The following is a 25,591-nucleotide window of genomic DNA, read 5'->3' as shown; positions in this document are numbered from 1 at the left end:
ATGTTTTGGGCTTATGTGAAGGATATAAAAAGCTGGATCTTCTTTTTTATTGCGGCTTTGGGAGCTGCGGATGCACTTCTTTGGCTCGATGCAGGCCTTGCGGTCGAACTTTCTTCGCTGCTGTATATGAATGCATTGCTGCTCATTGCACTGGCGGTGTTCATCATCTGGCGCTACAGAAGAGAAACGGCCTATAGCCGGCAACTGGTGCGTTTGGAAGGCGAAGCAGCAGCCGATTGGCATGAGCTTTTGCCGGAAGCGAAGTTCAAGCGCGATGAGCAGATGAACGAAGTACTGCAGACAGCTGCCGCATCGATGGCGGCGCAATTAAACGAATTGCGCCAGCAGAACCTCATCCAAGCAGATTACACAGCGGCATGGGTTCATGAAGCGAAAGCGCCGCTGACGGCAATCCGCCTGTTGATCGATTCGAATCGCTCGGCTCCGGGCATGCAGCGGATCGAAGCGGAATGGCTGCGCCTTTACTTGCTGGTCGACCAACAATTATACATATCACGGCTGTCTTCTCTAGAAGCCGATTATGAAGTGGATAAGGTGATGTTAAAAGACATAGTGGCTCCTGAAGTCCGTGAATTGATGGCGTGGTGCAGGGAGAAACAGTTGGAAATTGAATTAGAGGGCCTGGATATACTCGTCATGAGCGATAAGAAATGGGGCCGCTTCGTCTTGCGCCAAATTTTATCGAACGCAGTGAAGTACAGCCCGCAAGGCGGCACGATCCATATTTCAGCGCGCACAGACAGTACGGGCCACAGCATCCTAAGGGTTCAAGACGAGGGGCCGGGGATACCTGAACACGACTTGCCGCGCATTTTTGATAAAGGCTTTACGGGCGGCACAGGGCGGCTCCATAACGCGGCGACAGGGCTCGGGCTTTATTTGGCGAAAACGGTGTCGGATAAAATCGGCATCACGCTCTCAGCAGATTCCCGGACCGGGCATGGTACTACGATGGAAATCGCGTTCCCGCTGGAAAACGACTTTGACCATATCCGTAAGTGACATCATCGTCACATTAGCCTCCTGGTTTGTCACACAAATCAAACGACCCGGCGATTGTTGCGCAGTAAGATAAGGGGAGAAGTTTACAGGGAGGCCATAACATGACCACAGAAAATAAAACAATCACACCAAAAACAAGCAAGCAAACCGTGTTGCAAGCGCACAATATCCGGAAATCTTTCGGTGCGCGCGGCAATGTCCAGCAAGTGCTGAAAGGCATCGATCTGCGCGTGGCGGAAGGGGAATTCGTGGGTATCATGGGCGCGTCGGGGGCAGGCAAGACGACTTTGCTCAACGTTCTCGCCACCATCGACCGTTCGACGGAAGGCACAATCTTGATCGACGGCGTCGATATTTCCAAGATGAAAGATGCTGAACTATCTGCTTTTCGCAGAAACCAGCTCGGCTTCATTTTCCAAGATTATAATTTGCTCGATACCTTGACGGTGAAAGAAAACATCCTGCTGCCAGTATCGCTCGGGAAGATGAAGAAACAAGAGGCGGAATCCCAGTTCCAGTCGATTGCAAAAATCCTCGATATTGAAGCACTGGCGGATAAATATCCCCATGAAATTTCAGGCGGGCAAAAGCAGCGCACCTCAGCAGCCCGTGCACTCATCAACCAGCCTTCTCTCGTATTTGCCGACGAACCGACTGGCGCGCTCGACTCGAAATCCGCGTCATCGCTTCTCGGAACGATGGCTGACGTCAACAAGCAGCAAGGCGTGACGATCATGATGGTGACACACGATCCGCTGGCGTCGAGTTATTGCAGCCGCGTCGTTTTTCTCAAAGACGGCAATGTCTATTCAGAGCTGTACAAGGGAGACAAAACGAGACAAGCCTTTTTCCAGGAAATCCTGAATGTGCAGGCTGTGCTCGGGGGTGACAGCGTTGACGCTCTTTGATCTCGTCAAACGCAGCATGCGTAAAAACATCAAGCATTATTACCTGTATTTTTTCGCATTAATCCTCAGTGTGGTGCTGTATTTCGTCTTCGCGACCTTGCAGCACGATGCGGCAGTGGCTGAACAAGGCACTGGGACAATGGGTACCGCATTTCAGGTGGCTGGAATTTTGCTGATCGGTATCGCAGGCATTTTTATCGTCTATGCCAATGCCATTTTCCTGAAAAGAAGAAGCCGGGAAATCGGCTTATACCAATTGATCGGGCTAACTAAGCGCGCCGTCGCCAGGCTATTGATCCTCGAGAATATGCTTCTTGGCATCATGGCGCTGATTGTCGGGATTGCAGTCGGCATGCTCGTGTCCCGTGTCTTTTTATTGCTGCTCATGAAGCTGATCGGCTACGAGGCGTTTATTGAAGTATCATTCTCTACAGCTGCGGTCACGCAAACCTTCTTTGTCTTCCTCGCTATTTTCGTGTTGACGACCATCCAGATGGTGTTTACGGTGTATCGCAATTCCTTGCTGTCCTTGTTCAATTCGGAAAAACAGGAGCAGCACCCCCGAAAGCCGAAGACCGCCGTTTCCGCGCTATTGGCGTTGTCGGGCATAGGGCTCATCGCGTTCGGCTATTGGCTATCTGGCCGCATGTTGAACGAGATGCTGTTCTTTAATATGCTGGCGGTCTTGGCTACGGTCATCCTCGGCACTTATTTGGTGTTTCGGGTGACGATCAGCTGGCTGCTGTACCGCATCCGCCGCAGTAAAAACGGCCACCTCGGACTCGAGAATAGCTTATCGTTGGCGCCGCTCATGCACCGCATGAAAAGCAATGCCAATTCACTGACCATCATCACGGTGCTGTCGGCGATGACCTTGACCATGACCGCGGCAGCTTATTCCATGTATTATTCAACGGAGCGGGAAACACAGGCCATCATGCCATTTGATTTTATGTTTGAAAATGAAGCCGGACTAGCGGATGAAATCAGCGAGGAACTCGAGAGCAACGGGATTTCCTATCAACGCGAAGCAGTGGAAACTTTTGTCGTACCCGCTGAATTCGAAGAAAAGCCAGCTCCGTTTTTAGAACGGGCAACAGACATCGCTGTGCTCAGCAGCGAACAATTGCAGCAAGCTGGTCTCGACGTTGATGTGCCGGCAAACGGTGAAGCGAGCTTCCATGACGTATCGGTCTCGACGCTTTTCAATTCGGTGGATCTGCCGTTTGACCTCGCCTTCCAAGACGAAGTGCCAACCACTTTGTCTATTACGGAAATCGCCCAATACAATGTGCTCAATTGGTCATTCTTCACAAGCCAAATCGTGGTGAACGAAGAAACCTACCAAACGCTGAAAGAGCAATTGGCGGGTGAGTCAGGTGAGACGGCACTTCAGCAAATGGACGGTTTCCACATTGCGGAAGAGGATATGGCCGCAGCATCCGCTATCTACCAGCAGGACAAATATAAAACTTCGGATCTTCACGTCGATTATTACTCGTCTTATGAAGACGCTGTTCAGTCCAATGGCTTGCTCATATTCATCGCTGGATTTTTAGGACTGGTGTTCCTCATTTCGACCGGAAGCATCCTGTACTTTAAGCAAATGACCGAAGCCGAACAGGAAAAACAAAGCTACGCGACATTGCGTCAACTCGGCTTTACGGTCAAAGACATCATGCGCGGCATCGTCCGCAAACAGGCCTTTGTCTTCGGGCTTCCGCTGGCGATCGGCTTGGCGCATTCCATCTTTGCCATTCAAGCGGCATCGTTCCTGTTCCGCACCGACATCCTGTTCCCGGCATCGGTGGCAATGGGTGTCTATGCATTGATTTATCTGGTATTCGCCGTACTGGCGGTCGGGTATTACAAGAAGACGGTCAAAGCGGCATTATAGAATGAAAAGCACGAAAGAAGTAATCTTCTTTCGTGCTTTTTGTTAGTTAATATAGTAACGCTAAAGAAAATTGGAGAAGATTCAATAATTGAAGACCTTACTATTATGGAATGAGATAATCTATAAAAATAGGAATCTATTGTATTGAACAAATGGTAGAATTTAGTTAATTAATCACTAGTTGTCGAAGGGTGGGAAGATGATCGGAAAAAAATTAACCATTCTTCTATTAACTTCGCTCTTATTACTGTCTGGCTGTTCACTGTTTGAAACAAATCAAAAGAAAGAAGTTCTAGAAAACCCTTCTTCTCACGAAAACTTGCCAAATACCTTCACCAATGGAGAAACTGCAATTTCAATGCAAAGCGATGAAGAAAATTACACTCTTCCTGTCGATGAGATAATATTAATCATTTCCAACTCGGGTTCAAGTACTGTCGGATTCGGTGAGCAGCGAGTGCTGGAGAAATTTCAAAAAGGCACATGGTATGAAGTTCCTTACCGAGAACAGTTCGCTTTTACGGATATTGGTTTGGGTTTGGGGGCGGGAGAGAACCTGGAGCAGGAGATGCCACTTGAGTTTTTGGACTATGAGCTGACGACTGGCACGTACCGAATCGTCAAAACTTTTTATATTAATGAAGGAGCAGAGGAGATTGCTCTAGCGGCGGAGTTGGAAATCAAGAAGTAGTCAGAGATATTGAAATATGGAATCGATTCTAGAGTAGAAAAGCGGTATATAGTTATACACTGATTATTTCCCAGGAAATATTAAAGCTGAATGAACTTGAAACGCTTTGTAACAGAATAGGAGTGTAACTGTGATTAAAATTCGAAAAGCTGACAGCCGCGACGCAGAACAAATCGTGGAGGTCATCAAAAACGCTGAGGATTCAGGATATATGATGTTCAATCCGGGTGAACGGCAAATTTCACCCGAATCGTTCGCAAAGTTCATCGAAGTGTTGAGTGCCAATGAAAAGTCAGGTGTTTTTATTGCGTGCGAAGAACATCAAGTTCTAGGATACTTGATTGTGCAAAATGAGAACCCCCGACGAATTTCACATCGCGCTTATATAGTGATGGGTGTTCATAGCGATAGCCGCGGCAAAGGTGTCGGAAAGGCTTTGTTTTCCCATGTGATCGCTTGGGCAAAATCCGTCGATCTCCATCGTTTGGAACTGACAGTGATAGCAGAAAATGTATCAGCAGTCGCTTTATATCAGAAGATGGGGCTCGAAATTGAAGGCGTGAAACGGGATTCGCTGTTCATCAATGATGGCTATGTGGATGAGTATTATATGGCAAAGTTGCTTTAATAAGCTGCACAAAAGGAGGCTATCAGCTTGGTGAAATCAAAAAGCACGGCATTGATCACCGGCGTCAGTAACGACACCGGAATCGGAGCGGCTGTGTGCCGCAAACTGGCGCAGCAAGAAACAGATATTTTCTTTACCCACTGGCAAGCAGCGACTGGCTTTCCAGAGCGCTTCCGTTCAGAAATCCTGGATCTTGGCGTACGCTGTGAGTTTTCGGAGGTCGATTTAGCGCAACAGGATGCCAAAGCAGCTAACCTGACGCATATAACAAGCGCTATCGGATTTCCGAATATCCTTATCAATAACGCTGCACATTCAATCGATTCCAACTATACGGATCTGACCGGCAAGATCTTGGACGATCATTATATGGTGAATATGAGAGCAACGTTTTTATTGTCCACGGAATTCGCAAAAGAATTTCAACAAACCGGCCGAAAAGATGGGCGCATCATTAATTTAACCTCCGGACAGGATCAGGGGCCGATGCCAGGGAACTTGGCGTATGCGGCAACAAAAGGCGCGATTTCGGCATTCACCTCATCTTTGTCCGCCGAACTCGCGGAACTGGGCATCACCGTGAATGCCGTCAATCCAGGACCGACCGACACCAATTGGATGGATGATGACATCCGGGATTACCTGCGGCCGAAATTCGGCTTGGGGCGCATCGGGAAACCCGAAGATGCCGCAAACTTGATCGCGTTTCTTGCCAGCGAGGAAGGCGGCTGGCTCACCGGGCAAGTGATTCATTCGGAAGGCGGGTTTCTGAGAAGCTAACGCCAAAAAAGCTTCACCACCCAAATTTTGGGGTGCAGCTTTTTCATTTAAGTTAATCCAAGGTCAACCTGTAAAGATATCGCCTTTCGGATGGCGAATGGGTTCCCGATGCTGGCGCGCCAACGCGAATGCTAGTGTCACAGGGCCGACTCGGCCGATGAACATCAAAATCATAATGACGAATTTGCCGATGTTGGAAAGGTCTCCGGTCAAGCCCATCGACAGTCCGACTGTCCCGAAAGCTGAGAACGCTTCAAAAACGATCCATTCGAAAGGCGCATTTTCGGTATAGCTTAAGATCAAAATGCCGGTAAAGATTGCGGTCATGCTGATGAACACAATCGCAAGAGACCGTTCCAGCAAGTGCGAAGGAATCGCGCGGTTGAAAATGACAGCTTCTTTTTTTCCATTCAGATAGGATGCGGTCACCAAAATGATAACTAGGAAAGTGGTGAGCTTGATGCCGCTCCCCGTCGAGGCACTGCCCGCTCCGATAAACATTAAAAGCGAAATAAGCACGATCGAACCGGTCTCCATGCTGCCGATATCGATGGAATTGAATCCTGCAGTACGCGGGGTAACAGCTTGGAAATAGGAAGCCCATATCTTATCACCGAGCGGCATCGACCCAAGCGTCTCCATATTGCCGTACTCCGACACGAATAGGAACAGCATGGCGAAGAGATTGACGGCGAGTGTCCCGGTCAGCATGATTTTCGAATGCAGCGATAATTGCCGGAATTCTTTGGCGCTCCACATATCGTATAGGACAGTAAATCCGATGCCGCCCGTGATGAACAGCGTAGTGATGATAATATTGACGACAGGATCTCCGACATAAGCGCTCAAGGAATCATCCCACAACGAGAATCCTGCGTTATTGAATGCAGAGACAGAGTGAAAAGCACTGGTGAACAGCCCGAAGCCCCAGCCGTATTCGGGTACCCAGCGAACGGCCAAAAAGGCAGTAGCTATCGCTTCGATGCCGAAAGTGAAAAGAAGGATAATTCGCACAAGGCGGATCATGCCGCCGAGTGAATACTGGTTGAACGATTGTTGGACCAAGATCCGTCCCCTTAATCCGATCTTTTTTCCCAACAGCATGACGATTAACACGGCGAACGTCATCAAACCAAGCCCGCCGATTTGCATGAGCACCATGATGACGGTTTGGCCAAACAGCGTAAAATCATTTCCTGTGCTGAGAACGGCAAGGCCCGTCACTGTGGTTGCGGAAGTGGCGGTAAATAATGCATCCAAAAAAGAAATCGGAGCCGTAGTTGAGACAGGCAAGTACAGCAGGATGGCCCCAAAAAAGATGGCCACCAGAAAAGTGATGGACAGCACTTGTGGGGGTGACATATGGATTTTCTTCAATAGATAGGTTTTATTCATCTGTGTGGCCAGCTATTCTTCAGTATGTGGCATGATGTCCATCTCATTTCTCTTCCACTCTTTTCCCTTAAATTTGAGCACAAAAAAACCATTTCAAAGAAACGGTCTGAGATAGACCTTTTCTCTCTTTTCTACGCTTACGAGGTTAGCTGTCGGATTAGGGATGGAGAGTACCCCTTCTTCAAATTGAAGATTCACCCCGAGATCAAGTTGCGATCGAATTGGTTCCCCCGCACAGAAATTCATTCTGTCTCAGCGATAATAAAAGGTGGATTCTGTTGTACAAGCTAAAATATACGCCTCTATTTGAAAAAGTCAACGCTATTTGCGAGTCTAAGTTGAATTTTTTATCCAATTAGTGGTGGTTATAAATTACTTTTAAATAATAAATGGCCTAGTCGAAAAGAAATGATTATAGATTAACTATCGTATTTTCATTCGCATACGATAGTTTCTTAGGCAAGTGGGTATAGTAAGTTTATTGCTTTAGATAAGAAATAGGAGGACATCATTCATGAAAAACTTACAAGCTACTGTCACATTAAATAACGGAAGCGAAATGCCATGGCTCGGCCTGGGCGTATTCCGGGTAGAAGACGGGCCTGAGGCGACTGAAGCCGTCAAAACGGCGATCGTCAACGGCTACCGCAGCATCGATACCGCCGCCATTTACGGAAACGAGGAAAGCGTTGGGGAAGGGATACGCCAGGGAATCAAAGCGGCGGGGATCTCGAGGGAAGACTTGTTCATCACTTCGAAACTATGGAATGACGATTTCGGCTATACGTCCGGCATCCAAGCTTACGGGACGAGCCTGAAAAAATTGGGGCTGGAGTATCTGGACTTGTACTTGCTCCACTGGCCCGTTGAAGGCAAATACAAAGAGGCGTGGAAAGCGCTCGAGCATCTCTATATGGACGGGCAGGTCATCGCAATCGGCGTCAGCAATTTCCAGATCCACCATTTGAAAGACCTGATGGAAGATGCGGACATCAAGCCGGTCGTCAATCAAATCGAGTACCACCCGCGTTTGACGCAAGAGAAGTTGCTCGCGTTCTGCCGCGAACACGACATCCAGGCGGAATCCTGGTCGCCGCTCATGGCAGGCGAAGCGCTAGAACAGCCAGAGCTGAAAAAAATCGCAGCGAAACACGATAAATCGGTCGCTCAAGTTATTTTGCGCTGGAATCTGCAGAATGGCGTCGTGACCATTCCGAAATCGACCCATAAAGGGCGCATTGTGGAAAACTCACAAGTGTTCGATTTTGAATTGACGGAGGAAGACATGAAACAGATTTCAGCATTGAACGAAGACCGCCGTGTCGGCCCAGACCCGGACAACTTTGACTTTTAAAGGGAACTAGACACTGACATTAGGTGAGTGTTTACCTTTCCAGCTATAACAAAAGGAAGCGAAAAGCCCTTGAGCTTTTCGCTTCCTTTTATTTTTCCAGTTTGTAACCGATTTTATTCAACGCCGATTCAATGTCGGCGACATACTCGGTTTTCAACTGTGATAAGTGTTCGCTCACGCCCGGCATTTGAACGAGCCAAGGCGGGAGGCCGGTCATCATGACCTGGACACCCATGACGTTCAAGCCTGACACCAGATTCTTCAAGACGTCCGGGAACTGGTTTTCCAGCAGCATCAATTGCGACAAGTCGATGATAAAGGAATGGATGCCTTTGTCGGCCGCATAATGCAAGGTATCTTCCATGATTTTCTGGGAACGTGATTCATTGATATTCCCTTGCAATGACAGGATCGCTAAGCCTTTTTTGATCGGGATAATCGGCACGCTCAACAGCTCGATGTCTGCCAAGGTAGAATCCAAATGGATGACATATGACAGCACTTCCGCCATTTGCTTGAGGAAATGAACGTCTTGGTCGCTAAAATCTTTTTCTTCTTTGTCCATGACGCATAAGGTGCCGAACACTTCGCCGTAGAAATCACGCAGCGTCACACCGAGAAAGCCTTTTACTTCAAGCTGCGGCGTCACTTCCAAGTCTTTTGTTAACGTGAAAGAGCCGAGGTTCTTTGTGCGCATTGCTTCCTGGTCGCTTTGGATGATCAGGCGGCAATATGTGCCGTCGTAATCCACGGCATAACCTTCGGGAATAATATAATGGTCTTTATTGAATGAGCTGATTACTTTCATCGCCGTCGGTCCGCGCTGCGTCACATAAGCAGTGTTGACGTCCAGTTCATCACTGATCACTTGGAATAATTTATAGGAGACGGCTTTCAATGAATCGTGTGTAGACATTTTCTGTGTGTCGTTCATCTTTCATTCCTCCCCATGTCCTGGGGGGACCCTGCCAGTCATCTTTGATGTATAGAGTCATTTCCTTTACGTGCAACTTGATGTCGTTCAGGTTTTCATAAAAACTCCACTTTTATCGTCCAGTCAGTAGGGCAGCCCCTCGTGTTTCTGCCCTTAAGACTATAGAAATCAGTTTTAGCGGTCAAGAAAAACATTTCGCATTCCGAAAAAATGAATCATTATAGGAGGAATATCATTATGGCAAACTTTACGATTCCAAGCGTTTCTGAATTTATCGAAGTCGGCGGAACACGCTATGCATACAGAAAATTGGGGGCAGACACAGGAGTGCCGCTAGTATTTTTCATTCACTTTAGAGGGACAATCGAAAATTGGGATCCTCACATGATCGAACCTATCGCGAAAGAACGTCCGGTAATTCTGTTCGATAATAAAGGCGTAGGTGAGACCAATGGCGAAACACCTACTACCATAGCCGAGATGGCAAGCGATGCGGCACAATTCATCAAAGCCCTGGAACTGGGGAAAGTTGATATCCTTGGCTTTTCGATCGGCGGGATGGTAGCGCAAGAAGTGGCGCTGCAACAAGGGCAGTTGGTAAGACGCCTCATCTTGGCAGGAACCTCTCCGGAAGCCGGAATTAACCCAGACTCCGAAATTGTTCAGAGAATGAATAAAAATGGAGGGACACAAGAAGAAGGAATTGAAGATTTCATGTTCTTCTTCTACAGACCGACTGAAAGCAGCCGAGCGCGGGGCATGGCTTCGCTGCAAAGAATCTTCGCGCAGAAGACGATCAATAGCTCCGACCAGGTACAGCAAGCGCAATTGCAGGCAATCGCTAAATGGGCGCAACCAAAACAAAATCAGCAATTTGAGTGGCTTCAACAAATTACCCATCCTGTCCTTGTCACAAATGGAGTCACGGACGTCATGGTGCCAACCGCCAACAGCTATGTTTTAACAGAGAAACTGCCGAATGCCCAGCTTATCGTTTACCCTGACTCGGGCCATGGCCACTTGTTCCAATTCCCGAAAGAATTCGCAAAACATGTGAATCAGTTCCTCGACTCAGAGGCTTATTGATTGATCATAGAAACTTGAGTTCGATAGCTGATTTTTCCATTCCAAGAAACGGAGGGCTTCTGATGAAAGCATTAGTAATTGAAAAGTATGGGGAAAAGCCGATTTTCCAAGATCGCCCAATGCCAGTTGCAGGGAACCATGAAGTGTTGATTGAAATATATGCGGCCAGTTTAAATCCTCTCGATACGAAAATCCGCAAGGGAGACTTAAAATTGGTATTGAAGTACGACATGCCGTTGACTTTGGGCAACGACTTTGCCGGCAAGGTCATCCAGGCGGGCGCGAATGTTACTAAATTCAAAGTGGGGGATGAGGTTTACGGCCGTCCCAGAGCCAGTAAAATTGGAACTTTTGCGGAATACTTGGTCGTTCACGAAGACGATATCACGTTAAAGCCCTCCACCTTGGATTTTGCAGAAGCGGCGTCAGTGCCCTTGGTAGGATTGACTTCGTATCAAGCTTTGCATGACATCTTGCAAGTGAAATCAGGACAAAAGGTATTGATCCATGCGGGATCCGGCGGAGTTGGCACCTTTGCCATTCAACTGGCCAAATCAATGGGAGCGTTTGTGGCCACAACAGCAAGCAGTGGAAGTGAGTTGGCAAAAACACTCGGGGCCGACCGGGTGATTAATTATAAACAAGAAAATTTTGAAGACGTTCGCCGGGAATACGATGCGGTTATCGATACTTTAGGGGGAGCGACATTGGAGAAATCCTTTGCTGTCTTGAAGGATGGAGGACAGGTCGTGTCGGTTTCTGGTGCGCCGACCGGCCGATTTGCAGAAGAACAAAAATTGGGCACGATGAAGAAGCTCTTGTTTTCACTGGCTAGCGCAAAAGTGATGAAATTGGCGAAAAAACATAACACCCGCTACACTTTTCTATTTATGAAGCATAGCGGCGAGCAATTAGAGCTGCTGACCAAACGATTGGAATCAAAAGAAATTATTCCTGTCATCGACAAAGTATTTGATTTTGAAGATGTATTGCAAGCACTCGATTATCTTGAAACGGGGAGAGCAAAAGGAAAAGTCGTTGTCCGAATGAAATAAAGGCAGTTTGGAACTCTTTTCAGGAAGCTAGAGATTCACTTCTTTAAAGCATTTTAGAAAATGAATAGGTAGGGGTGAAATGGTTTTGCCCTGAACATAAAGAACCTTTATACAATCAACAAAAAGCGCATTCGGTAAAATCGAATGCGCTTTTTCTTATTTCAAATTCACATTAATCCATTTTAGCAAAGGCTACGAGCGTCCCTACATCACATGAACGAAATCCGTTCTTTTCGTAGAAATGACGAACATTCGGCGCTTCTTCGGTTAATAGTACTTTTTGGCGCACTCCGCTGAATTTATACAAGGTTTGGTGCATAAGATCTGAAGCAATTCCGTTGTTTTGCTGACTTGCTAACACGAGAATATCTTGGATATAAACAATCGTTAACCCATCGCCGACTACACGAATCAGCCCGACTAACTTGTCTTTTTCCCATGCAGATAATACATACAATGAACATAATAGGGCTTGTTCCAGCTGATCCATATCCTTTGTATAGGCATACCATTCAGCATCTTCGTAAAGTGCTTTCAACTGCTCCCGTGGGATTTGCTTATGTTCTTTGAATATAACGGCCATTAATTTTCCTCCTCAAAATTATTATTTTGAAGAGCGTGAACGCAATTTTTCCACTGTCTTATGCCTCCTTTCAGAACTAGGCATCTTTATAAATTATTTTCGTTTATTCTCAAGCTAATGAGTTTTTCAGTCGCTTCCTGCTCCAGGATACTTCAACGAATCATACATCTGCTGAATGTCATGAATGACGGCTTGTGGATTATCGATATGAACGGAATGTCCCGCATCTTCCAGTATGACGTGACGGCTATTGGTACTCAGACTGGCTAGGTCTCTCTGGAAATTCATCCAGTGATTCCAGGACTCTTCAGTATGATCAGGCTGGTTGCCGCCGGTCACGACGGTTAATGGCATGTCGCCGAGTGTTTTGTATTTCCGTACTTGCTCCAAGCTTTCTTCGAATTCTGCTAAAGTGCCTTCTGCTCCAAACTGTCCGTAATAATCAGCTTGCATATCAGGAGATAATTCATCAGCCATCAGTTTATTATGATCTTCGTGGCATGAATCCAAAAGAATCAGTCCAGCTACTTCTTCTGGATACATGCTTGCATAAAGGCGGACATTCAAGCCGCCGAAAGAATGGCCGACTAGTATATATGGAGGTTTTATTTCCTTTTCTTGAAGCAAGCTGCGCAGATTCGCAACATTTTGAAGGCTATGGTGCGGACGTGAGTCTCCAGTGCTCCGTCCAAGACCAGCTCGGTCGTAGATGAGCAGTTGGGAAAATGAAGAGACTTCCGCCTTGATGCTGTTCCATCTCCTCGTGGGCACTCCATACCCTGAATCGAAAACAATTACAGGTCCATCCGTACGTTCCCCTAACACTTTGCAATAAAGCTGAATTCCTCCGATATCAACGCGTGCGTCTTCCATCTGCTTCGTCATAAATTTCCTCCATTTCATCGAGCACTTCCTCTGAATTAATGCGTGAAAAAATATTTCCCTAATTATACTACAATATTCTGTAAATTGATTGGATGTATATACAATAATTGGATATAGTAGAAGGAAGATGATTTTATCCATAAATCAAATGGAGGTGAACTATGGCCGCCTTGAATAATGTAGTGCCATTAAAAGCGGAGCTGTTAAAACAAATATTAAGAGACACAGAAATAGAAAAATGGGGAGAAGAAAATAAATTAATTTTAATAAAATCAATGATGTTACATATCGGCTCCCCAGATGGTGAGCTGCGCGACAGATTAATATATGGTGCATTCTGTGATCTGGTTTTGGGAGATGAAATAGAAGCGGACATATTGAGCGAGATGCTCAAGTCTTGTTTAAAAGAACAAATGCTGTTCAAAAGGGTAGGCGAATACGGAACAGACAGCGTTTTTACGAGGTCGTTCACCAGTTTGTTAATAGCGCTCATACTGCACGCAGATAACCAGAAAGATTTTCTTTCAAAAGAGCAAATTTCCGAAGTGAAGGATCAATTAATTTCGTATATCACTCTCGAAAAAGACTTGAGGGGATTTGTCGTTGATAAAGGTTGGGCGCATAGTATCGCCCATATTGCGGATGCCTTCGATGAACTCATTAAAAATAAAAAAATCACAGCTGATGATTATGTAGAACTGGCAAATGTCTTATGGAAAAAAATATTTATAACAGACTCTGTCTATATTCACGATGAAGAAGAAAGGATCCTGATTCCTCTATTGGATACGTTAAAGCAGGGGTTGCCATGCGAAGTGATACAAGGCTTCGTAGAAAATATTCCTCTTGAGTTGGAAAAGCAAAAAGGCCAACTAGCAGAAGAAAACTATTGGTACCTATGCGCCAACTGCAAGAAATTCCTAAAAACTTCTATGTAGAGATTGATAATGATCCTGACTTACTACCGCTCCAAAAAAGCATAGGGGCCTGTCTGTCAGAAATTTAAAGACTCTTTAATGCGGTTTTGGGAACTGATCCTTATACACTCCCGTAAATAGAAGAGTGGAAGGAGGCCGATCTTGAATAACAAAACTCATATATTCTTAGTCATTGTCCTAGCGCTCAACACGCTAAGATACGGCACTTATCTAATGGAAGGCGACACACACCTCTATTACATCATTATGTTTTTGGTCAATCTAATAGCTGTGTTATTTGTCATTATCTCTAGATGGAACAGAAAAAAATCGGAAACCGATAGTTCCATGAGTGAGAGCCGGTGAACAATTTGAATAAACCCATCACTATAGCAATCGCTGGTGTTTCAGGCGGCGGTAAAACTGCGCTCACCACTCATTTGGCCACACATACAAATAACGCCAAAGCGCTGTTCTTTGATGATTACGACTTGGACGGACCGGAAGATGTCTTGGAATGGATCGATCGCGGCGCCGAATCTGATGAGTGGAACCTCGAGTCGTTTGTTGCGGATTTCATGGAATTGCTGAAGCAACCGTTGGAATACATATTTTTAGACTATCCGTTTGCGTATCAACATACGCAAATGAAAGAATTTATTGATCTGGCTGTCTTCATTGAGACACCGCTCGATCTTGCCTTGGCCAGGCGGGTTAGTAGAGACTTTCAAAATAGTTCCGGAGAAGAAATAGTGGCACAAGTGAATCATTATGCAAGTCACGGAAGACGCGCTTATCTCAACATGATTGAAACTATTCAGCCGGATTCTGATTTACTTGTAGATGGAACTTTAGCTGTCGAAGTTCTTGCAAATCAAATCATGAAGAGTGAAAAGTAACTGTCGTAGACGCCGTTCGTGAACTACAAAATTAAGACGGTGAATGGAGAAAATTTTGAATTTATGTGTCACTGGATCATCGTAACAACAGGCTATCCATATTGATAGCGCATACAATTTTTTGTGAACAAAAAGTCGAAATTTACAACAACACAAAAGCAGTTAAATGCCGTTCCCGCCGTTCCGGGGTTGAGGGCAACTGCCGGGTAAAAGTAAGCGTATTCCTGTTCTTGATCCGCATAAAATAGCCGAGCGGATATATTCATTCAACAGCCCGAAAGGCGTATAATCCTCCTTGCATAAAATACAGTATTTAAAAAGGAGAAGTAGGATGAATACTCAAAAACAAGGAGAAGTGAACTGGAAGTTGCTCTTGATTTGTGTCGCCATCGGGGCGACTATCTGGTTCATTCCCGCACCTTCTGGATTGGAAACGGATGCCTGGCATTTGTTCAGTATCTTTGTGGCTACGATTGTGGCATTGGTGATCAAACCGATACCGATGGGAAGCACGGCGATTCTTGCGCTGACAATAATTGCGCTAACCCAAATTCTCACCTTGGAACAATCGTTAAGCGGATTTCAAAATACGACCATTTGGTTGATTGTCATCGCTTTTTTCATTTCCCGCGGATTTATCAAAACCGGCTTGGGGACGCGGGTTTCTTACCTGTTTGTCCGGCTGTTCGGCAAGAAAACGCTCGGCTTGTCGTATTCGATGCTGCTGAGTGATTTGATTTTGGCACCAGCTATGCCATCAAATACTGCACGGGCCGGCGGAATCATTTTCCCGATTATTCGCTCGCTTTCTGAAACGTACGACTCGAGAGTTGGAGACGGCACAGAGCGGCGCATCGGGGCATTTTTGGTCAAGGTCTCTTTCCAAGGAGATATGATCACTTCGGCGATGTTCGTCACGGCTATGGCCGCAAACCCGCTCGCTGTCCAGATTACGCAAGAAATTACAGGAGAAACAATCACCTGGGGTGGTTGGGCACTTGCCGCATTAGTGCCTGGCTTGATCAGTTTAGCGCTCATTCCTTTTGTCATTTACAAATTGTACCCTCCTGAATTAAAGGAAACACCGGAAGCCTCTGCCATTGCGGTAGAGAAATTGAAGGAAATGGGGCCGATGAAAAAAGAAGAACGCTATATGATTGGCGTCTTCGTCCTGCTGTTATCACTCTGGATTTTTGGCGGAAACTTCGGCATCAGCGCGACGACCAGTGCGTTCGTCGGACTTTGTGTGCTGCTACTCAGCGGCGTGTTGACCTGGTCGGATATCAAGAAAGAACAAGGTGCCTGGGATACGCTCGTCTGGTTCTCTGTACTTGTCATGATGGCGACATATTTGAACGAATTAGGCATGATTCCTTGGTTTAGCGACTTGATGGGGAATGCTGTTGGACAACTGTCGTGGATGATGACCTTGGTTATTTTGGCGATCGTCTATTTTTACTCTCATTACTTCTTTGCCAGCAACACGGCTCACGTCAGCGCGATGTATGCGGCGTTCTTGTCGGTCATCGTCGCTTCAGGCGCACCACCGCTATTGTCAGCACTGATTCTCGCGTTCTTCTCGAACTTGTTCAGCTGCTTGACGCATTACGGCGCAGGCCCGGCTCCGGTCTTTTTCGGAAGCGGCTATGTCAGCCAACAGAAATGGTGGAGCCTTGGGTTCATCATTTCCCTGATCCACATTGTGGTCTGGTTTGGCGCAGGCGGCCTATGGTGGAAAGCGCTTGGCCTTTGGTAATAAAGAATAAATTTCTCAAACTTTTTTCTCTGACAATAAACAATGACTTTGGAGGATAGCGATGGAGCACAAAATGAAACTTTACGAAGAACCTTTCCGGGCAATCCAGTCCGGAAAGAAAACGGTGGAAATCAGGCTTCATGATCCAAAGAGAAGAAAATTAAAAGAGAACGACACGATAGAATTCACGAAACTGCCCAGCGAAGACGAAAAACTACTAGTGAAAATCACAAAGTTATGCACATATCCGACGTTTAGGGAAATGTTTGAAGACATTCCCGCTGAGAAATTCGGAATTGTGGATAACAATATTGAAAAACGCGTTGAATCCATCCACACCCTCTATTCACCAGCGCGTGAACAAGAATGGGGCAGCTTAGCGATTGAAATTGAGCTGCTTTCTTCTTAAAACAGTGGATAAACTGTTGAAGGAGCTGTGAAAATGACAAAAACCATAATTATGTTTTCCACAGGCTTACTAATGTTTATGGCTGGTATGTATATATCCACATACTTATCCACTTTTGCGGTGGCTGTTGGTACTGCGCTTGCTGTAGCAGGTGGGTGGTTTATGGGAAGCAGCGCCTTTTTCTTGCTGAAAACCCAAAAGAGATCAAACTAGGATAATCGATTTAATTATAGGTGAGTTATGCACCTAAAAAGAAACGGAGCCGATCGACAAGATCAGCTCCGTTCTTTGTATTGTTTTTTATTTTGAAACCAGCTGTGCGAGGCCATCGTGGATCGGTGTTAGCGGACGTCCGAGCACTTGTTCAAAATCGCTGTTTGCGACTTCGAGCGAACCGTTGCGTATGCTTTCCTGGATGCCGACGACAATCGGGATGGCGAAGTCCGGCACGCCGGCACCTTTCATCACTTCTGCGTATTCTTCGTCGCTTACTTGTTGGACAGGAACTTGTTTATCCATTACTTCACCAAGTGCCGAAGCTAGTTGTTCCTGCGTTAACAAGGGGCCGGAAAGTTCGTAAGTTTTGTTGTCATGGCCGCTGCCAGTCAATACGGCGACAGCTGCGTCGGCGTAATCCTGCTGCAAAGCCCAGCCGACTTTTCCTTCCCCAGCCGAAGTGACCCAAGGCGCGCCTGCTTCTACAGCTTGAATGCTGCCTATTTCATTTTCCAAATACCAATTATTGCGAAGGAATGTGTAAGGGATACCCGTTTTGATGATGGCCGCTTCTGTCGCCACGTGCGGCGGAGCCATCAGGTTTTGGCTTTCTGTCGCATTGGCGAGGCTCGTATAGGCGATAAATTTAACGCCTGCGCGCTCAGCGGCATGAACCGCATTCTCGTGCTGGCGGATTCTCGTTTCGTTGTCACCGTCGGTTGAAATGATCAATAAGCGGTCGATGCCTTGAAAAGCTTGATCCAGTGTTTCCGGAGCATCGAAATCACCGTGGCGAACATCTACACCTTGAGCGCGCAGGTCTTCAGCCTTTTCGGGATTGCGGACACTTACAGCAAGATCGCTAGCAGGTACTTGTTTCAATAAAGATGCCACTACTTTTGAGCCCAGTTTTCCTGTTGCTCCTGTCACCAAAATTTTCATCAATAATTCCTCCTGTTCATTTCTTCTTGTAACTGAATTGATTACATGTTTAGTTTATTCACTTGTAACCAACTTGTCAACAGGTAGGATTTGATATATTTTCGTCTCGAAATTTGTTACAATTACTTGTAACCGGAACAATTACATCATGTGGAATTCAACATAAATACACAATGGAGGGCTCAACATGTCAATCAGCAGCCGATTCGCCGTCGGAATCCACATACTGGCGTTAATTGATTTGAATAAAGAAACCGCCTCCTCTTCCGAATTTATCGCCGGCAGCGTCAACACCAACGCAGCAGTCATCAGAAAGATCATGGGGATGCTGAAAAAAGCAGGATTGATCGACGTGCAGCCAGGAGTGGCGGGCGCTAAACTTTCGAGAGAGTTATCGGAAATCACGCTGTTCGATATTTACAAGGCCGTGAACGTGGTCGAGGAAAACGAGTTGTTCAGCGTCCACGACCAGCCGCATCCTGAGTGCGTAGTCGGCAAAAACATCCAAAGCACCATCGAACCGATTTTCATAGCCGCCCAGTCGGCAATGGAAAAAGTGCTTCAGAACCTGACGCTCGAAGACATCGTAAAAGATATTGAAGCGAAAGAATATATTAAGTGAAAAAGACATTCCACGTGGATGTCTTTTTTAGTTAAAAAGTGTATGAAAGTTTTAGGTATGAAAAATTTAGTTGTGTTGAAGGGTTTTTTCAAAGGTTATGATAATAATTAATAAAGAGACGATTTACTACAAAAACTGAAGGAGGATGAAAAATGCCGCATCTCTATACAGATAGGTTAGAGTTGATGACTTTCACGACAGAAATGATGCAAGCCGCGACTTCGACTAGGGAGGAGCTGGAAGTAGCAACAGGCTATTCCGTAGCTAGTGGGTATCCAAGTGAAACCTATAAAGAAATTCTTCCTTATAAAATTCAGCGCTACCGGCATTTCCCGGAGGAAAACGAATGGGAAGGGCTCATTATCCATAAGCAAGACCAGTGCGTCATCGGGGATATGGGCTTTCGGCGAAGCACCGACAATCCAAAAGAAATCGAATTGGGCTATAGCATCGTTCCCGCTTATGAAGGCTATGGTTATGCGACGGAAATGGCCGAAGCAATTATTGAGTGGGGGCTTAACTTAGAGGGAGTAGAGCGCATTATCGCGAGCTGCGACCCCAACAACGCGGCTTCTACAAGGGTTTTGGAAAAAGCGGGTTTCACTAGTTTAGGTGAGCGTGAAGGGAAAATTTACTGGTCGACATGAAGACCTTGGGAATGAAGAGGTGAAAAACGGTTGGACTATATTTTTCAAGCCATGACGCAGGAGCAATCAGAAGATATTGCGGCAAGCTGGCGTTATCAAGGAGAATATTCCTTTTATGATATGAACGCAGACCCGGAGGACTTAGAGGAGTTTTTAGATCCTGAAAAACGCGAGGGCGTATATTTTGTGGTTCTTTCCCAAAATGAAATCATCGGGTTTTACAGCTTTCAACAATCTGATAAAGATACGGTGGATATCGGGCTTGGAATGAAACCGGAGTTGACCGGTAAAAGCAACGGTGCGGCATTCTTGGCAGCAGGCTTGCAGTTTGCCGAAACAAGGTATCGCCCGAAGAACATAACTTTATCAGTAGCGGCGTTCAATACGCGGGCCATAAACTTATATGAAAAGCTTGGATTTAAAAAAGTGGCATCTTTCGTGCAGCCGACAAACGGGGGGCAGTACGATTTTGTGAGGATGAAATATAATGAATAGCGGATCATTGTTTTGCTAAACATGTATTTACGTTAAGCTATTCAAAATTTGAGAGGGGAATAATAATGGGGAGCGTAGGATTGGTGCCGCACGATGACGCCTATTGCGAAGAAATTTTCAGGCTTTCTTCTATGCCGGCTGTAAAAGATGCTTTAGGTTTGCCGGATGGAACTCTGGAAGATACTATTCGTTTCAGCCAGCTGGTAAGGGAAGAAGAAAAGTCAGGAACGAGAGTACCGCGTGTGATTTTGGGGGAGCAAAACCAATTGGTCGGCTTAACCGACTTGATGTTTATCGATTACTCGAAGAATTCCTGCCATATCGGAACGTGGATTGGCCAGGAATATTGGGGACAAGGGTTAAACGAAGCGTCTAAAGTCGCCATATTGAAAATTGCTTTTGGGGAGTTGGGATTGTCGCGTGTCTTCGCGGGGGCAAGAACGGTCAATATCCGTTCTCAAAAAGCGCAGGAAAAATTGCCTTTCATTAGCCTGCATGTGGAAACTGAATTCCCGGAAGAACATAAGGCGCTTGAGGACAAGGAAAAGCAAGCATGCGTCCTGCATGTTTTTCGGAAAGAGGATTTTGATGCATACCTCGCAGATAAAGAGAATCCGCACATGATATAGAGAAAGGATGAACACAAAAAAACCGGCGCTGCCGGTTTTTTTAGTGTGGCTCCACATGCACATGGACAGCCGAAATATCGTAGCGTTTCATGAGTTTGACTTCCACTTTGGTCGAGATGTCGTGTGCGACGGCGATGTCCAAATCGCCCGGCACCAAGACGGTGACATCGACTACGGCCCGGTTGCCGTAATTTCTCGCGCGGATTTCGCGGACTTCGGTGACGCCTTGTGTGGCGAGTGCAGTTTCTTTGAACGATTTGATGAGTTCCTCGTCAAAGCCGTCCGTCAGTTCGTGTGTCGCTTCCCAAAAGATGCCCCAGCCGGTTTTGACGATCAATACACCGACAAGAAGAGCCGCAAGCGGATCGAGCCACGGCAGATAAAACTGCGCGCCGACGATTCCGACGACCGCGGCGATGCTTACCCAGGCATCGGATAAATTGTCTTTAGCTGCCGCTGCAACGGCTTTGCTATTGATGCGCTCGGCTAGCTTTTTGTTATATCGATATACCAAATACATCACGATAGCAGAAAATCCTGCGGTCCAGGCCGAAAGCAGCCCAGGTGTTTCGCTGGTCCCTTGGAAAACCGACACGACGGCTGAGTAGGTAACTTGCAACCCGACTGCGACGATAATGAACGACGCCACCAAGGAAGCTACCGTTTCTGCCCGCCAATGCCCGTAAGGATGGTTGGCGTCTGCCGGCTTTTGGGATAATTTCAAGCCGATCAAAACTGCCGTTGATGCAACGATATCGGTGACGTTGTTCAAGCCGTCCGCTTTTAAAGCTTCTGATCCTGCTATATAGCCGATCCATAATTTAATAACTGATAAAATAATATAGGTAGCAATGCTGAGCATCGCGCCCCGCTCGCCTAATTTCAGATTGTCGAATCGTTCTTGTTCCACCTGTAATTCCCCCGTCCTGCAAGTACTTGAGTAGGATATCATCCGTAAATCGAGTGTGTCTACGGCAAAGTTTTTTCAGTATAGCAACTGAAAAGGGGCGAGGAAAGAAAGTTTCTGAAGGGAAAACGGAAGAATATTTGGTCAATGAAACTTTGGGTATAAAGGGAGTAGCGAATAATACCACAAACCAGAAAGCGGGGCGGACAGTGATGTGTACAGCGATCAGTTTCGAAACGAAAGATCATTATTTTGGCCGCAATCTCGATTTAGATGTTTCCTATACCGAAATGGTGACCATCACACCGCGGAATTTTCGTTTTCACTTTCGTAAAGCCAAGGACATGATGAGTCATCATGCCTTGATCGGCATGGCAGCGGTTATCGACCATTATCCGTTATACTACGACGCCACCAATGAAAAGGGCTTGAGCATGGCGGGGTTGAATTTCCCGGGAAATGCTCATTTCCATCGAGAAGATCTGGACAAAGACAATATCGCGCCTTTTGAATTCATTCCATGGATTTTAGGTCAATGTGAAACGGTCGAGGAAGCAAAAATGCTGTTGTCGAAACTGAATTTGGCGGACATTCCTTTCAGTGAACAGCTCCCAATCGCACCGCTTCACTGGATGATTTCCGACCAGCAGCAGTCAATCGTCGTGGAGTCTGTAAAAGAAGGGCTGAAAGTTTACGATAATCCAGTCGGCGTGCTGGCGAATAATCCCGAATTCGGCTACCATTTGTTCAATTTGAACCAGTATTTATCGTTGACAGCTTCCGCCCCTGAAAATCGTTTCTTGAAACAATTAGACCTCAAGCCTTACAGCCTCGGTATGGGCGGCATCGGTTTGCCGGGCGATTTGTCCTCGACTTCACGTTTTGTTAGGGCACATTCACCAAATTCAACTCGGCATCCGGCAGCAGTGAAGCTGACAGTGTCGGGCAGTTCTTCCATATCCTGAAATCGGTGGCGCAGCCGAAGGGGCTCAATGCGCTAGAGGACGGGAAATTCGAATACACTTTATATTCTTCCTGCTGCAATATGGACAAGAGGATTTACTATTACACAACGTACGACAATAGCCAGATTACGGCGGTCGATCTGCACGCCGAAGATTTAGACAGCGCACAACTCGTCTCTTATCCGCTCATTTCGAGCCAGCAGTTCCGTTTCGTCAATTGAAAACAGCGGAGCATGCCAGTGAGGAGCTGGACACTTGCCGGTTTTAGGTTGATTTTATACGGGTCTATCAGGAAAGCGGCACTGGCGTTTATCGGAAACACACGGACATTCCATTAGGGTATAAAAAGTTAAACTGAGGATAGGAGAATGAGGCAAATATGTTCAAATCATATGTAGCGGCAATCGAAAAGTATCGGGGCTTCATCATTGCCTTCAACTGTTTGATCGTACTTATTTCTTCGGGGGGCAATAATTGGGCCCTGACATGGATCATGGTGGGTGGCCTCATCATTTGCCCATTGATTGGCATTTCGGATTTGAAGCAAGCTCGTGCACAGCAACATGACAGGTTAAACGATGTGCAATAATGAAAAGTTCCGCTGCAAAAAAGCAGCGGGACTTTATCTATTTAATAGAAAAAGCTAAAAGTTTAACCATCGCAATCAGTTGCTTAAAGTTTACATGCGCAAAAAAAGACGAAGCCTATTCCAAGGTTTCGTCTTGTTCGTGTAATTCGATTTTGCGTGTGCTCATTCGAACCGTTTCCTGCAAGGCGGCGAGTTCCTGTTCGATTTCCGGGAATCCCGGGATTTCCGGAATCACGTGCTCCGCAAATGGCCAATTGCCTTCCAACGCATTCGCCATCATTTCGAAAAACAAATGGAGCTGTCCGAGCTGAACGGGAGATAAGGCAAGCCGGTCTTTTTGCGCTGCATTTTCGAGCAGGAAGGCGAGCTGTTCGGAAGCGAAAAACACCTGCTGCAAGAGGGCGAGATTTGGTGGCCGCTGCGGCAATTCACCTTGAGCTGTGTCGAGTACTAACTTCAAATTGCTTAGGTTGGTGCGCATTTTCTTTTGTTCGATCGGTTGTGCCTCGATGTCTGGGCTATAGGGTGAAAACAGCAGGCTCATGAAGCGCTGCTGTTTTCGCAAAGTTTTGGACATGAGCGGAGGGAGCAACGTTGACGCACGGCGCCTGCCGATCAATAAGACCCCAATCAGCCCGATAGCAGAACCGATCAAGACGTCGACAATGCGCGCGGAAGCGAAATAGGAAAGGTCTCCGATCTGCGACGTGCTTTCCGCGATCATCAATGCGTTCGGCGTGATGAAGAATGCCGCAACGGCATAATTCAACACAATCGCAAGCTCCGTGAGCGCCGTCAATGCAAAAATCATCAACGCAATGAACAGCCCATCCGGTTGAAAGGACAGAATGACAGCGGCAACTACAATGCCGACAATGGTGCCAGCCGACCGCTGAAGCGAGCGGTTGAATGTCGACAGGATCGTGGCGCCGGACATGACAGCGGCAGCCGACAATGGCACCCAATACGATGGGGCGATCGGCAAGAAGTGGGCAACGAATGCCGCAAACGCCAAGACGACACCAAAGCGGATGGCGGCGAAAAATACCATGGAATGTTTATTGAAAGCATTGGCAAAGACGGCCTTGAACGGTTCCGCTTTTAGTTCTGTATCACGCGTCCGTTTATCGCGCTGGCCTGTAAGAATGTCATAAGCTTTTCGAGTGCTTTCGGTTAAGGCATCTCCTGTTTCCGTCTGCAGGCGCGGTGCCGCGGCAAAGGATTTTTTGCCTGACGCTTCGACTGATGAAGCGATGAGCCGCAAATTCTCCACGGTTTCTTTCGATACGGCTGAATAGCGGTCGCCGCGTTTGATGATTTCGGCATAAACTGATGTTGCTTGCGCATGCAATAAGGTCAACTGGACGAGCCGGTTCGAGCGCGTCCAGTTAGCGCTTGCATTGCTGAGAGCCGTTTCGGCGGATTTCAAGGTGGACCAGGCATGTTGGCGGACTTCATAGAATTCAGCGGACCCGGCCGATTCAGCCAAAGCGGTGAGTGCCATGTATCCCTGTTTCACGGCCTTTGCTTCTGCCGCATGGGGCTTGAAGGGAAAAGCCCACATCGCCATCAGCCAGGATAGCATGCCGCCCAGGAACACAAGAAAGCCATGCAATAGGAATAGCGCCGGATTGTCTGCCATATTATTGTTGATCAAAAACACCAGAACGAAAAAAATCGCGGTCGGCCCTGTGAATTGATAGGCGCCGAAGATGAACACCGCCAACGCGCCGATTAGGCCGACAGCGGCTGCCGCAAGAATTGGTTGTTGCGACAATAGCACGCCGAGCCCTGCAGAAAATGCCAAGCCGAGCGCGGCGAAAAAGATTTTTTTCGATCGAAGCGCGTACGGTTCATTGAACATATAAAGAAATGCCAAGCCCCCGAGCCCTGCGATCAGCCCGTATTGCAACTGGCCCAATAAGACCCCGATCAGTACAGGAAGCCCGGAACTGATGCCGGCAGCCAATGCTTTGGCCCAAGGGAGCGGGCGTTGGTTGATGGCGAACGCCTGCTTCAGGAGCCTGCGGAATTCACCATTTTTTGCGATTCGGTTTCGTTTCATTCCAGCGCCTCCTAACGAATAAATTCTCTTATGCCCATTATTCCACAGATCGATTTTGAAGGGCGAGTCCCAGCTGTTCGCTTGAAGAAAACTCTTTGTAACAGCTCTGTTCATCATCAGATTTATTATTCATTTTTTAACGTTTTTCTTATCTTTTTGAAGCTTTTACTTTTTTCCCAAACAATTAGAGAGCTGAGGGAATACCGAGAAAACAGTTACCACAAGATGCTGCAGTAGCATTAGGCTTCTTATTTCCTAGACAGTACATGACTTATGAATCGGAAAGCTACTAAAAATATTATGCAATTAAAAGT

General features: G+C 46.6%; 26 protein-coding genes, 1 pseudogene and 1 riboswitch. Of the genes and pseudogenes, 20 read left to right on the top strand and 7 right to left on the bottom strand.

Annotated features, from left to right (window positions below; all coding sequences use genetic code 11):
- The 6 genes from M1Q06_RS15480 to M1Q06_RS15455 all read left to right on the top strand — a co-directional run bounded on the left by M1Q06_RS15480 (position 1) and on the right by M1Q06_RS15455 (position 5,927).
- A complete protein-coding gene (locus tag M1Q06_RS15480) occupies positions 1-1,023 on the top strand; it encodes a sensor histidine kinase (RefSeq protein ID WP_404466941.1) in 1,023 nt (340 codons plus the stop codon).
- 101 nt (positions 1,024-1,124) lie between these two features.
- On the top strand, positions 1,125-1,931 hold the full coding sequence (locus M1Q06_RS15475) for an ABC transporter ATP-binding protein (protein WP_404466939.1): 807 nt from the start codon (positions 1,125-1,127) through the stop codon (positions 1,929-1,931).
- Positions 1,909-3,828: an FtsX-like permease family protein gene (locus M1Q06_RS15470; RefSeq protein WP_404466938.1), complete on the top strand. Its 1,920-nt coding sequence runs from the start codon at positions 1,909-1,911 to the stop codon at positions 3,826-3,828. Before M1Q06_RS15475 ends, M1Q06_RS15470 begins: the two co-directional genes overlap by 23 nt.
- 199 nt (positions 3,829-4,027) lie before the next feature.
- Complete coding sequence (locus M1Q06_RS15465; protein WP_404466937.1) at positions 4,028-4,519, top strand: immunoglobulin-like domain-containing protein; 492 nt, start codon at positions 4,028-4,030, stop codon at positions 4,517-4,519.
- Positions 4,520-4,649: 130 nt separating this feature from the next.
- Positions 4,650-5,147, top strand: coding sequence for a GNAT family N-acetyltransferase (locus M1Q06_RS15460; RefSeq protein WP_434400525.1), 498 nt, complete (start codon positions 4,650-4,652; stop codon positions 5,145-5,147).
- 27 nt (positions 5,148-5,174) lie between these two features.
- Positions 5,175-5,927 carry an SDR family oxidoreductase gene (locus M1Q06_RS15455; RefSeq protein WP_434400523.1) on the top strand — a complete coding sequence of 251 codons (753 nt, stop codon included), beginning with the start codon at positions 5,175-5,177 and terminating at the stop codon, positions 5,925-5,927.
- Positions 5,928-5,990: 63 nt separating this feature from the next.
- Here M1Q06_RS15455 and M1Q06_RS15450 read toward each other — a convergent pair whose 3' ends face one another.
- Positions 5,991-7,322 carry a TrkH family potassium uptake protein gene (locus M1Q06_RS15450; protein ID WP_434400520.1) on the bottom strand — a complete coding sequence of 444 codons (1,332 nt, stop codon included), beginning with the start codon at positions 7,320-7,322 and terminating at the stop codon, positions 5,991-5,993.
- A gap of 119 nt (positions 7,323-7,441) precedes the next feature.
- Positions 7,442-7,590, bottom strand: a riboswitch (cyclic di-AMP (ydaO/yuaA leader).
- 246 nt (positions 7,591-7,836) lie between these two features.
- Between M1Q06_RS15450 and M1Q06_RS15445 the strand changes: the two genes are divergently transcribed.
- Positions 7,837-8,676, top strand: coding sequence for an aldo/keto reductase (locus M1Q06_RS15445; protein WP_434400518.1), 840 nt, complete (start codon positions 7,837-7,839; stop codon positions 8,674-8,676).
- A gap of 88 nt (positions 8,677-8,764) precedes the next feature.
- Here M1Q06_RS15445 and M1Q06_RS15440 read toward each other — a convergent pair whose 3' ends face one another.
- Positions 8,765-9,610 carry a GAF domain-containing protein gene (locus M1Q06_RS15440; protein ID WP_121299035.1) on the bottom strand — a complete coding sequence of 282 codons (846 nt, stop codon included), beginning with the start codon at positions 9,608-9,610 and terminating at the stop codon, positions 8,765-8,767.
- 237 nt (positions 9,611-9,847) lie between these two features.
- Between M1Q06_RS15440 and M1Q06_RS15435 the strand changes: the two genes are divergently transcribed.
- The gene (locus tag M1Q06_RS15435) at positions 9,848-10,696 is read left to right on the top strand and encodes an alpha/beta fold hydrolase (protein WP_434400516.1); all 849 of its coding nucleotides are present in this window, start codon (positions 9,848-9,850) and stop codon (positions 10,694-10,696) included.
- Between the two features lie 62 nt (positions 10,697-10,758).
- Positions 10,759-11,751 carry an NADP-dependent oxidoreductase gene (locus M1Q06_RS15430; RefSeq protein ID WP_434400514.1) on the top strand — a complete coding sequence of 331 codons (993 nt, stop codon included), beginning with the start codon at positions 10,759-10,761 and terminating at the stop codon, positions 11,749-11,751.
- Positions 11,752-11,923: 172 nt separating this feature from the next.
- Here M1Q06_RS15430 and M1Q06_RS15425 read toward each other — a convergent pair whose 3' ends face one another.
- Both M1Q06_RS15425 and M1Q06_RS15420 read right to left on the bottom strand, forming a co-directional pair.
- Positions 11,924-12,334: a GNAT family N-acetyltransferase gene (locus M1Q06_RS15425; RefSeq protein WP_404466923.1), complete on the bottom strand. Its 411-nt coding sequence runs from the start codon at positions 12,332-12,334 to the stop codon at positions 11,924-11,926.
- A 126-nt stretch (positions 12,335-12,460) separates the two neighbouring features.
- Positions 12,461-13,219, bottom strand: a complete 759-nt coding sequence (locus tag M1Q06_RS15420; protein ID WP_404335249.1) for an alpha/beta fold hydrolase — start codon at positions 13,217-13,219, stop codon at positions 12,461-12,463.
- Positions 13,220-13,380: 161 nt separating this feature from the next.
- On the opposite strand from M1Q06_RS15420, the gene M1Q06_RS15415 reads away from it, so the two are divergent.
- From M1Q06_RS15415 to M1Q06_RS15395, 5 genes are all read left to right on the top strand, one after another.
- Positions 13,381-14,157: a DUF2785 domain-containing protein gene (locus M1Q06_RS15415; RefSeq protein ID WP_404466921.1), complete on the top strand. Its 777-nt coding sequence runs from the start codon at positions 13,381-13,383 to the stop codon at positions 14,155-14,157.
- Between the two features lie 341 nt (positions 14,158-14,498).
- Positions 14,499-15,035, top strand: a complete 537-nt coding sequence (locus M1Q06_RS15410) for a hypothetical protein (RefSeq protein WP_404466920.1) — start codon at positions 14,499-14,501, stop codon at positions 15,033-15,035.
- A 331-nt stretch (positions 15,036-15,366) separates the two neighbouring features.
- The gene (locus tag M1Q06_RS15405) at positions 15,367-16,791 is read left to right on the top strand and encodes an anion permease (protein ID WP_404335237.1); all 1,425 of its coding nucleotides are present in this window, start codon (positions 15,367-15,369) and stop codon (positions 16,789-16,791) included.
- A gap of 61 nt (positions 16,792-16,852) precedes the next feature.
- Entirely contained in the window at positions 16,853-17,200 is a 348-nt protein-coding gene (locus M1Q06_RS15400; protein WP_434400510.1) for an ASCH domain-containing protein, read from the top strand.
- Positions 17,201-17,233: 33 nt separating this feature from the next.
- Positions 17,234-17,413 carry a hypothetical protein gene (locus tag M1Q06_RS15395; RefSeq protein ID WP_434400508.1) on the top strand — a complete coding sequence of 60 codons (180 nt, stop codon included), beginning with the start codon at positions 17,234-17,236 and terminating at the stop codon, positions 17,411-17,413.
- A gap of 87 nt (positions 17,414-17,500) precedes the next feature.
- Here the strand turns inward: M1Q06_RS15395 and M1Q06_RS15390 are convergent, their stop codons facing one another.
- On the bottom strand, positions 17,501-18,358 hold the full coding sequence (locus M1Q06_RS15390) for an SDR family oxidoreductase (protein WP_434400506.1): 858 nt from the start codon (positions 18,356-18,358) through the stop codon (positions 17,501-17,503).
- A gap of 187 nt (positions 18,359-18,545) precedes the next feature.
- On the opposite strand from M1Q06_RS15390, the gene M1Q06_RS15385 reads away from it, so the two are divergent.
- The 4 genes from M1Q06_RS15385 (at position 18,546) to M1Q06_RS15370 (ending at position 20,751) form a co-directional block, all read left to right on the top strand.
- Positions 18,546-18,980, top strand: coding sequence for an Rrf2 family transcriptional regulator (locus tag M1Q06_RS15385; protein ID WP_434400504.1), 435 nt, complete (start codon positions 18,546-18,548; stop codon positions 18,978-18,980).
- Between the two features lie 152 nt (positions 18,981-19,132).
- Complete coding sequence (locus tag M1Q06_RS15380; protein ID WP_434400502.1) at positions 19,133-19,627, top strand: GNAT family N-acetyltransferase; 495 nt, start codon at positions 19,133-19,135, stop codon at positions 19,625-19,627.
- Positions 19,628-19,657: 30 nt separating this feature from the next.
- Positions 19,658-20,122 (top strand): GNAT family N-acetyltransferase, encoded by a 465-nt coding sequence (locus tag M1Q06_RS15375; RefSeq protein WP_434400500.1) that lies wholly within the window; start codon positions 19,658-19,660, stop codon positions 20,120-20,122.
- 65 nt (positions 20,123-20,187) lie between these two features.
- Positions 20,188-20,751, top strand: a complete 564-nt coding sequence (locus tag M1Q06_RS15370) for a GNAT family N-acetyltransferase (RefSeq protein WP_112229809.1) — start codon at positions 20,188-20,190, stop codon at positions 20,749-20,751.
- A 40-nt stretch (positions 20,752-20,791) separates the two neighbouring features.
- Here the strand turns inward: M1Q06_RS15370 and M1Q06_RS15365 are convergent, their stop codons facing one another.
- Complete coding sequence (locus tag M1Q06_RS15365; RefSeq protein ID WP_112229811.1) at positions 20,792-21,661, bottom strand: cation diffusion facilitator family transporter; 870 nt, start codon at positions 21,659-21,661, stop codon at positions 20,792-20,794.
- A gap of 209 nt (positions 21,662-21,870) precedes the next feature.
- Here M1Q06_RS15365 and bsh point away from each other — a divergent pair.
- A pseudogene (gene bsh / locus M1Q06_RS15360) lies at positions 21,871-22,844 on the top strand (choloylglycine hydrolase).
- A 158-nt stretch (positions 22,845-23,002) separates the two neighbouring features.
- Positions 23,003-23,212 (top strand): hypothetical protein, encoded by a 210-nt coding sequence (locus tag M1Q06_RS15355; protein ID WP_112229815.1) that lies wholly within the window; start codon positions 23,003-23,005, stop codon positions 23,210-23,212.
- A gap of 115 nt (positions 23,213-23,327) precedes the next feature.
- Here M1Q06_RS15355 and M1Q06_RS15350 read toward each other — a convergent pair whose 3' ends face one another.
- On the bottom strand, positions 23,328-25,277 hold the full coding sequence (locus tag M1Q06_RS15350) for an FUSC family protein (protein WP_434400497.1): 1,950 nt from the start codon (positions 25,275-25,277) through the stop codon (positions 23,328-23,330).
- Positions 25,278-25,591: the final 314 nt, after the last annotated feature.

The organism is Planococcus sp. 11815 (assembly GCF_051096385.1).
Lineage (GTDB): Bacteria > Bacillota > Bacilli > Bacillales_A > Planococcaceae > Planococcus > Planococcus citreus.
This window is presented reverse-complemented; position numbering and strand designations above follow the sequence as displayed.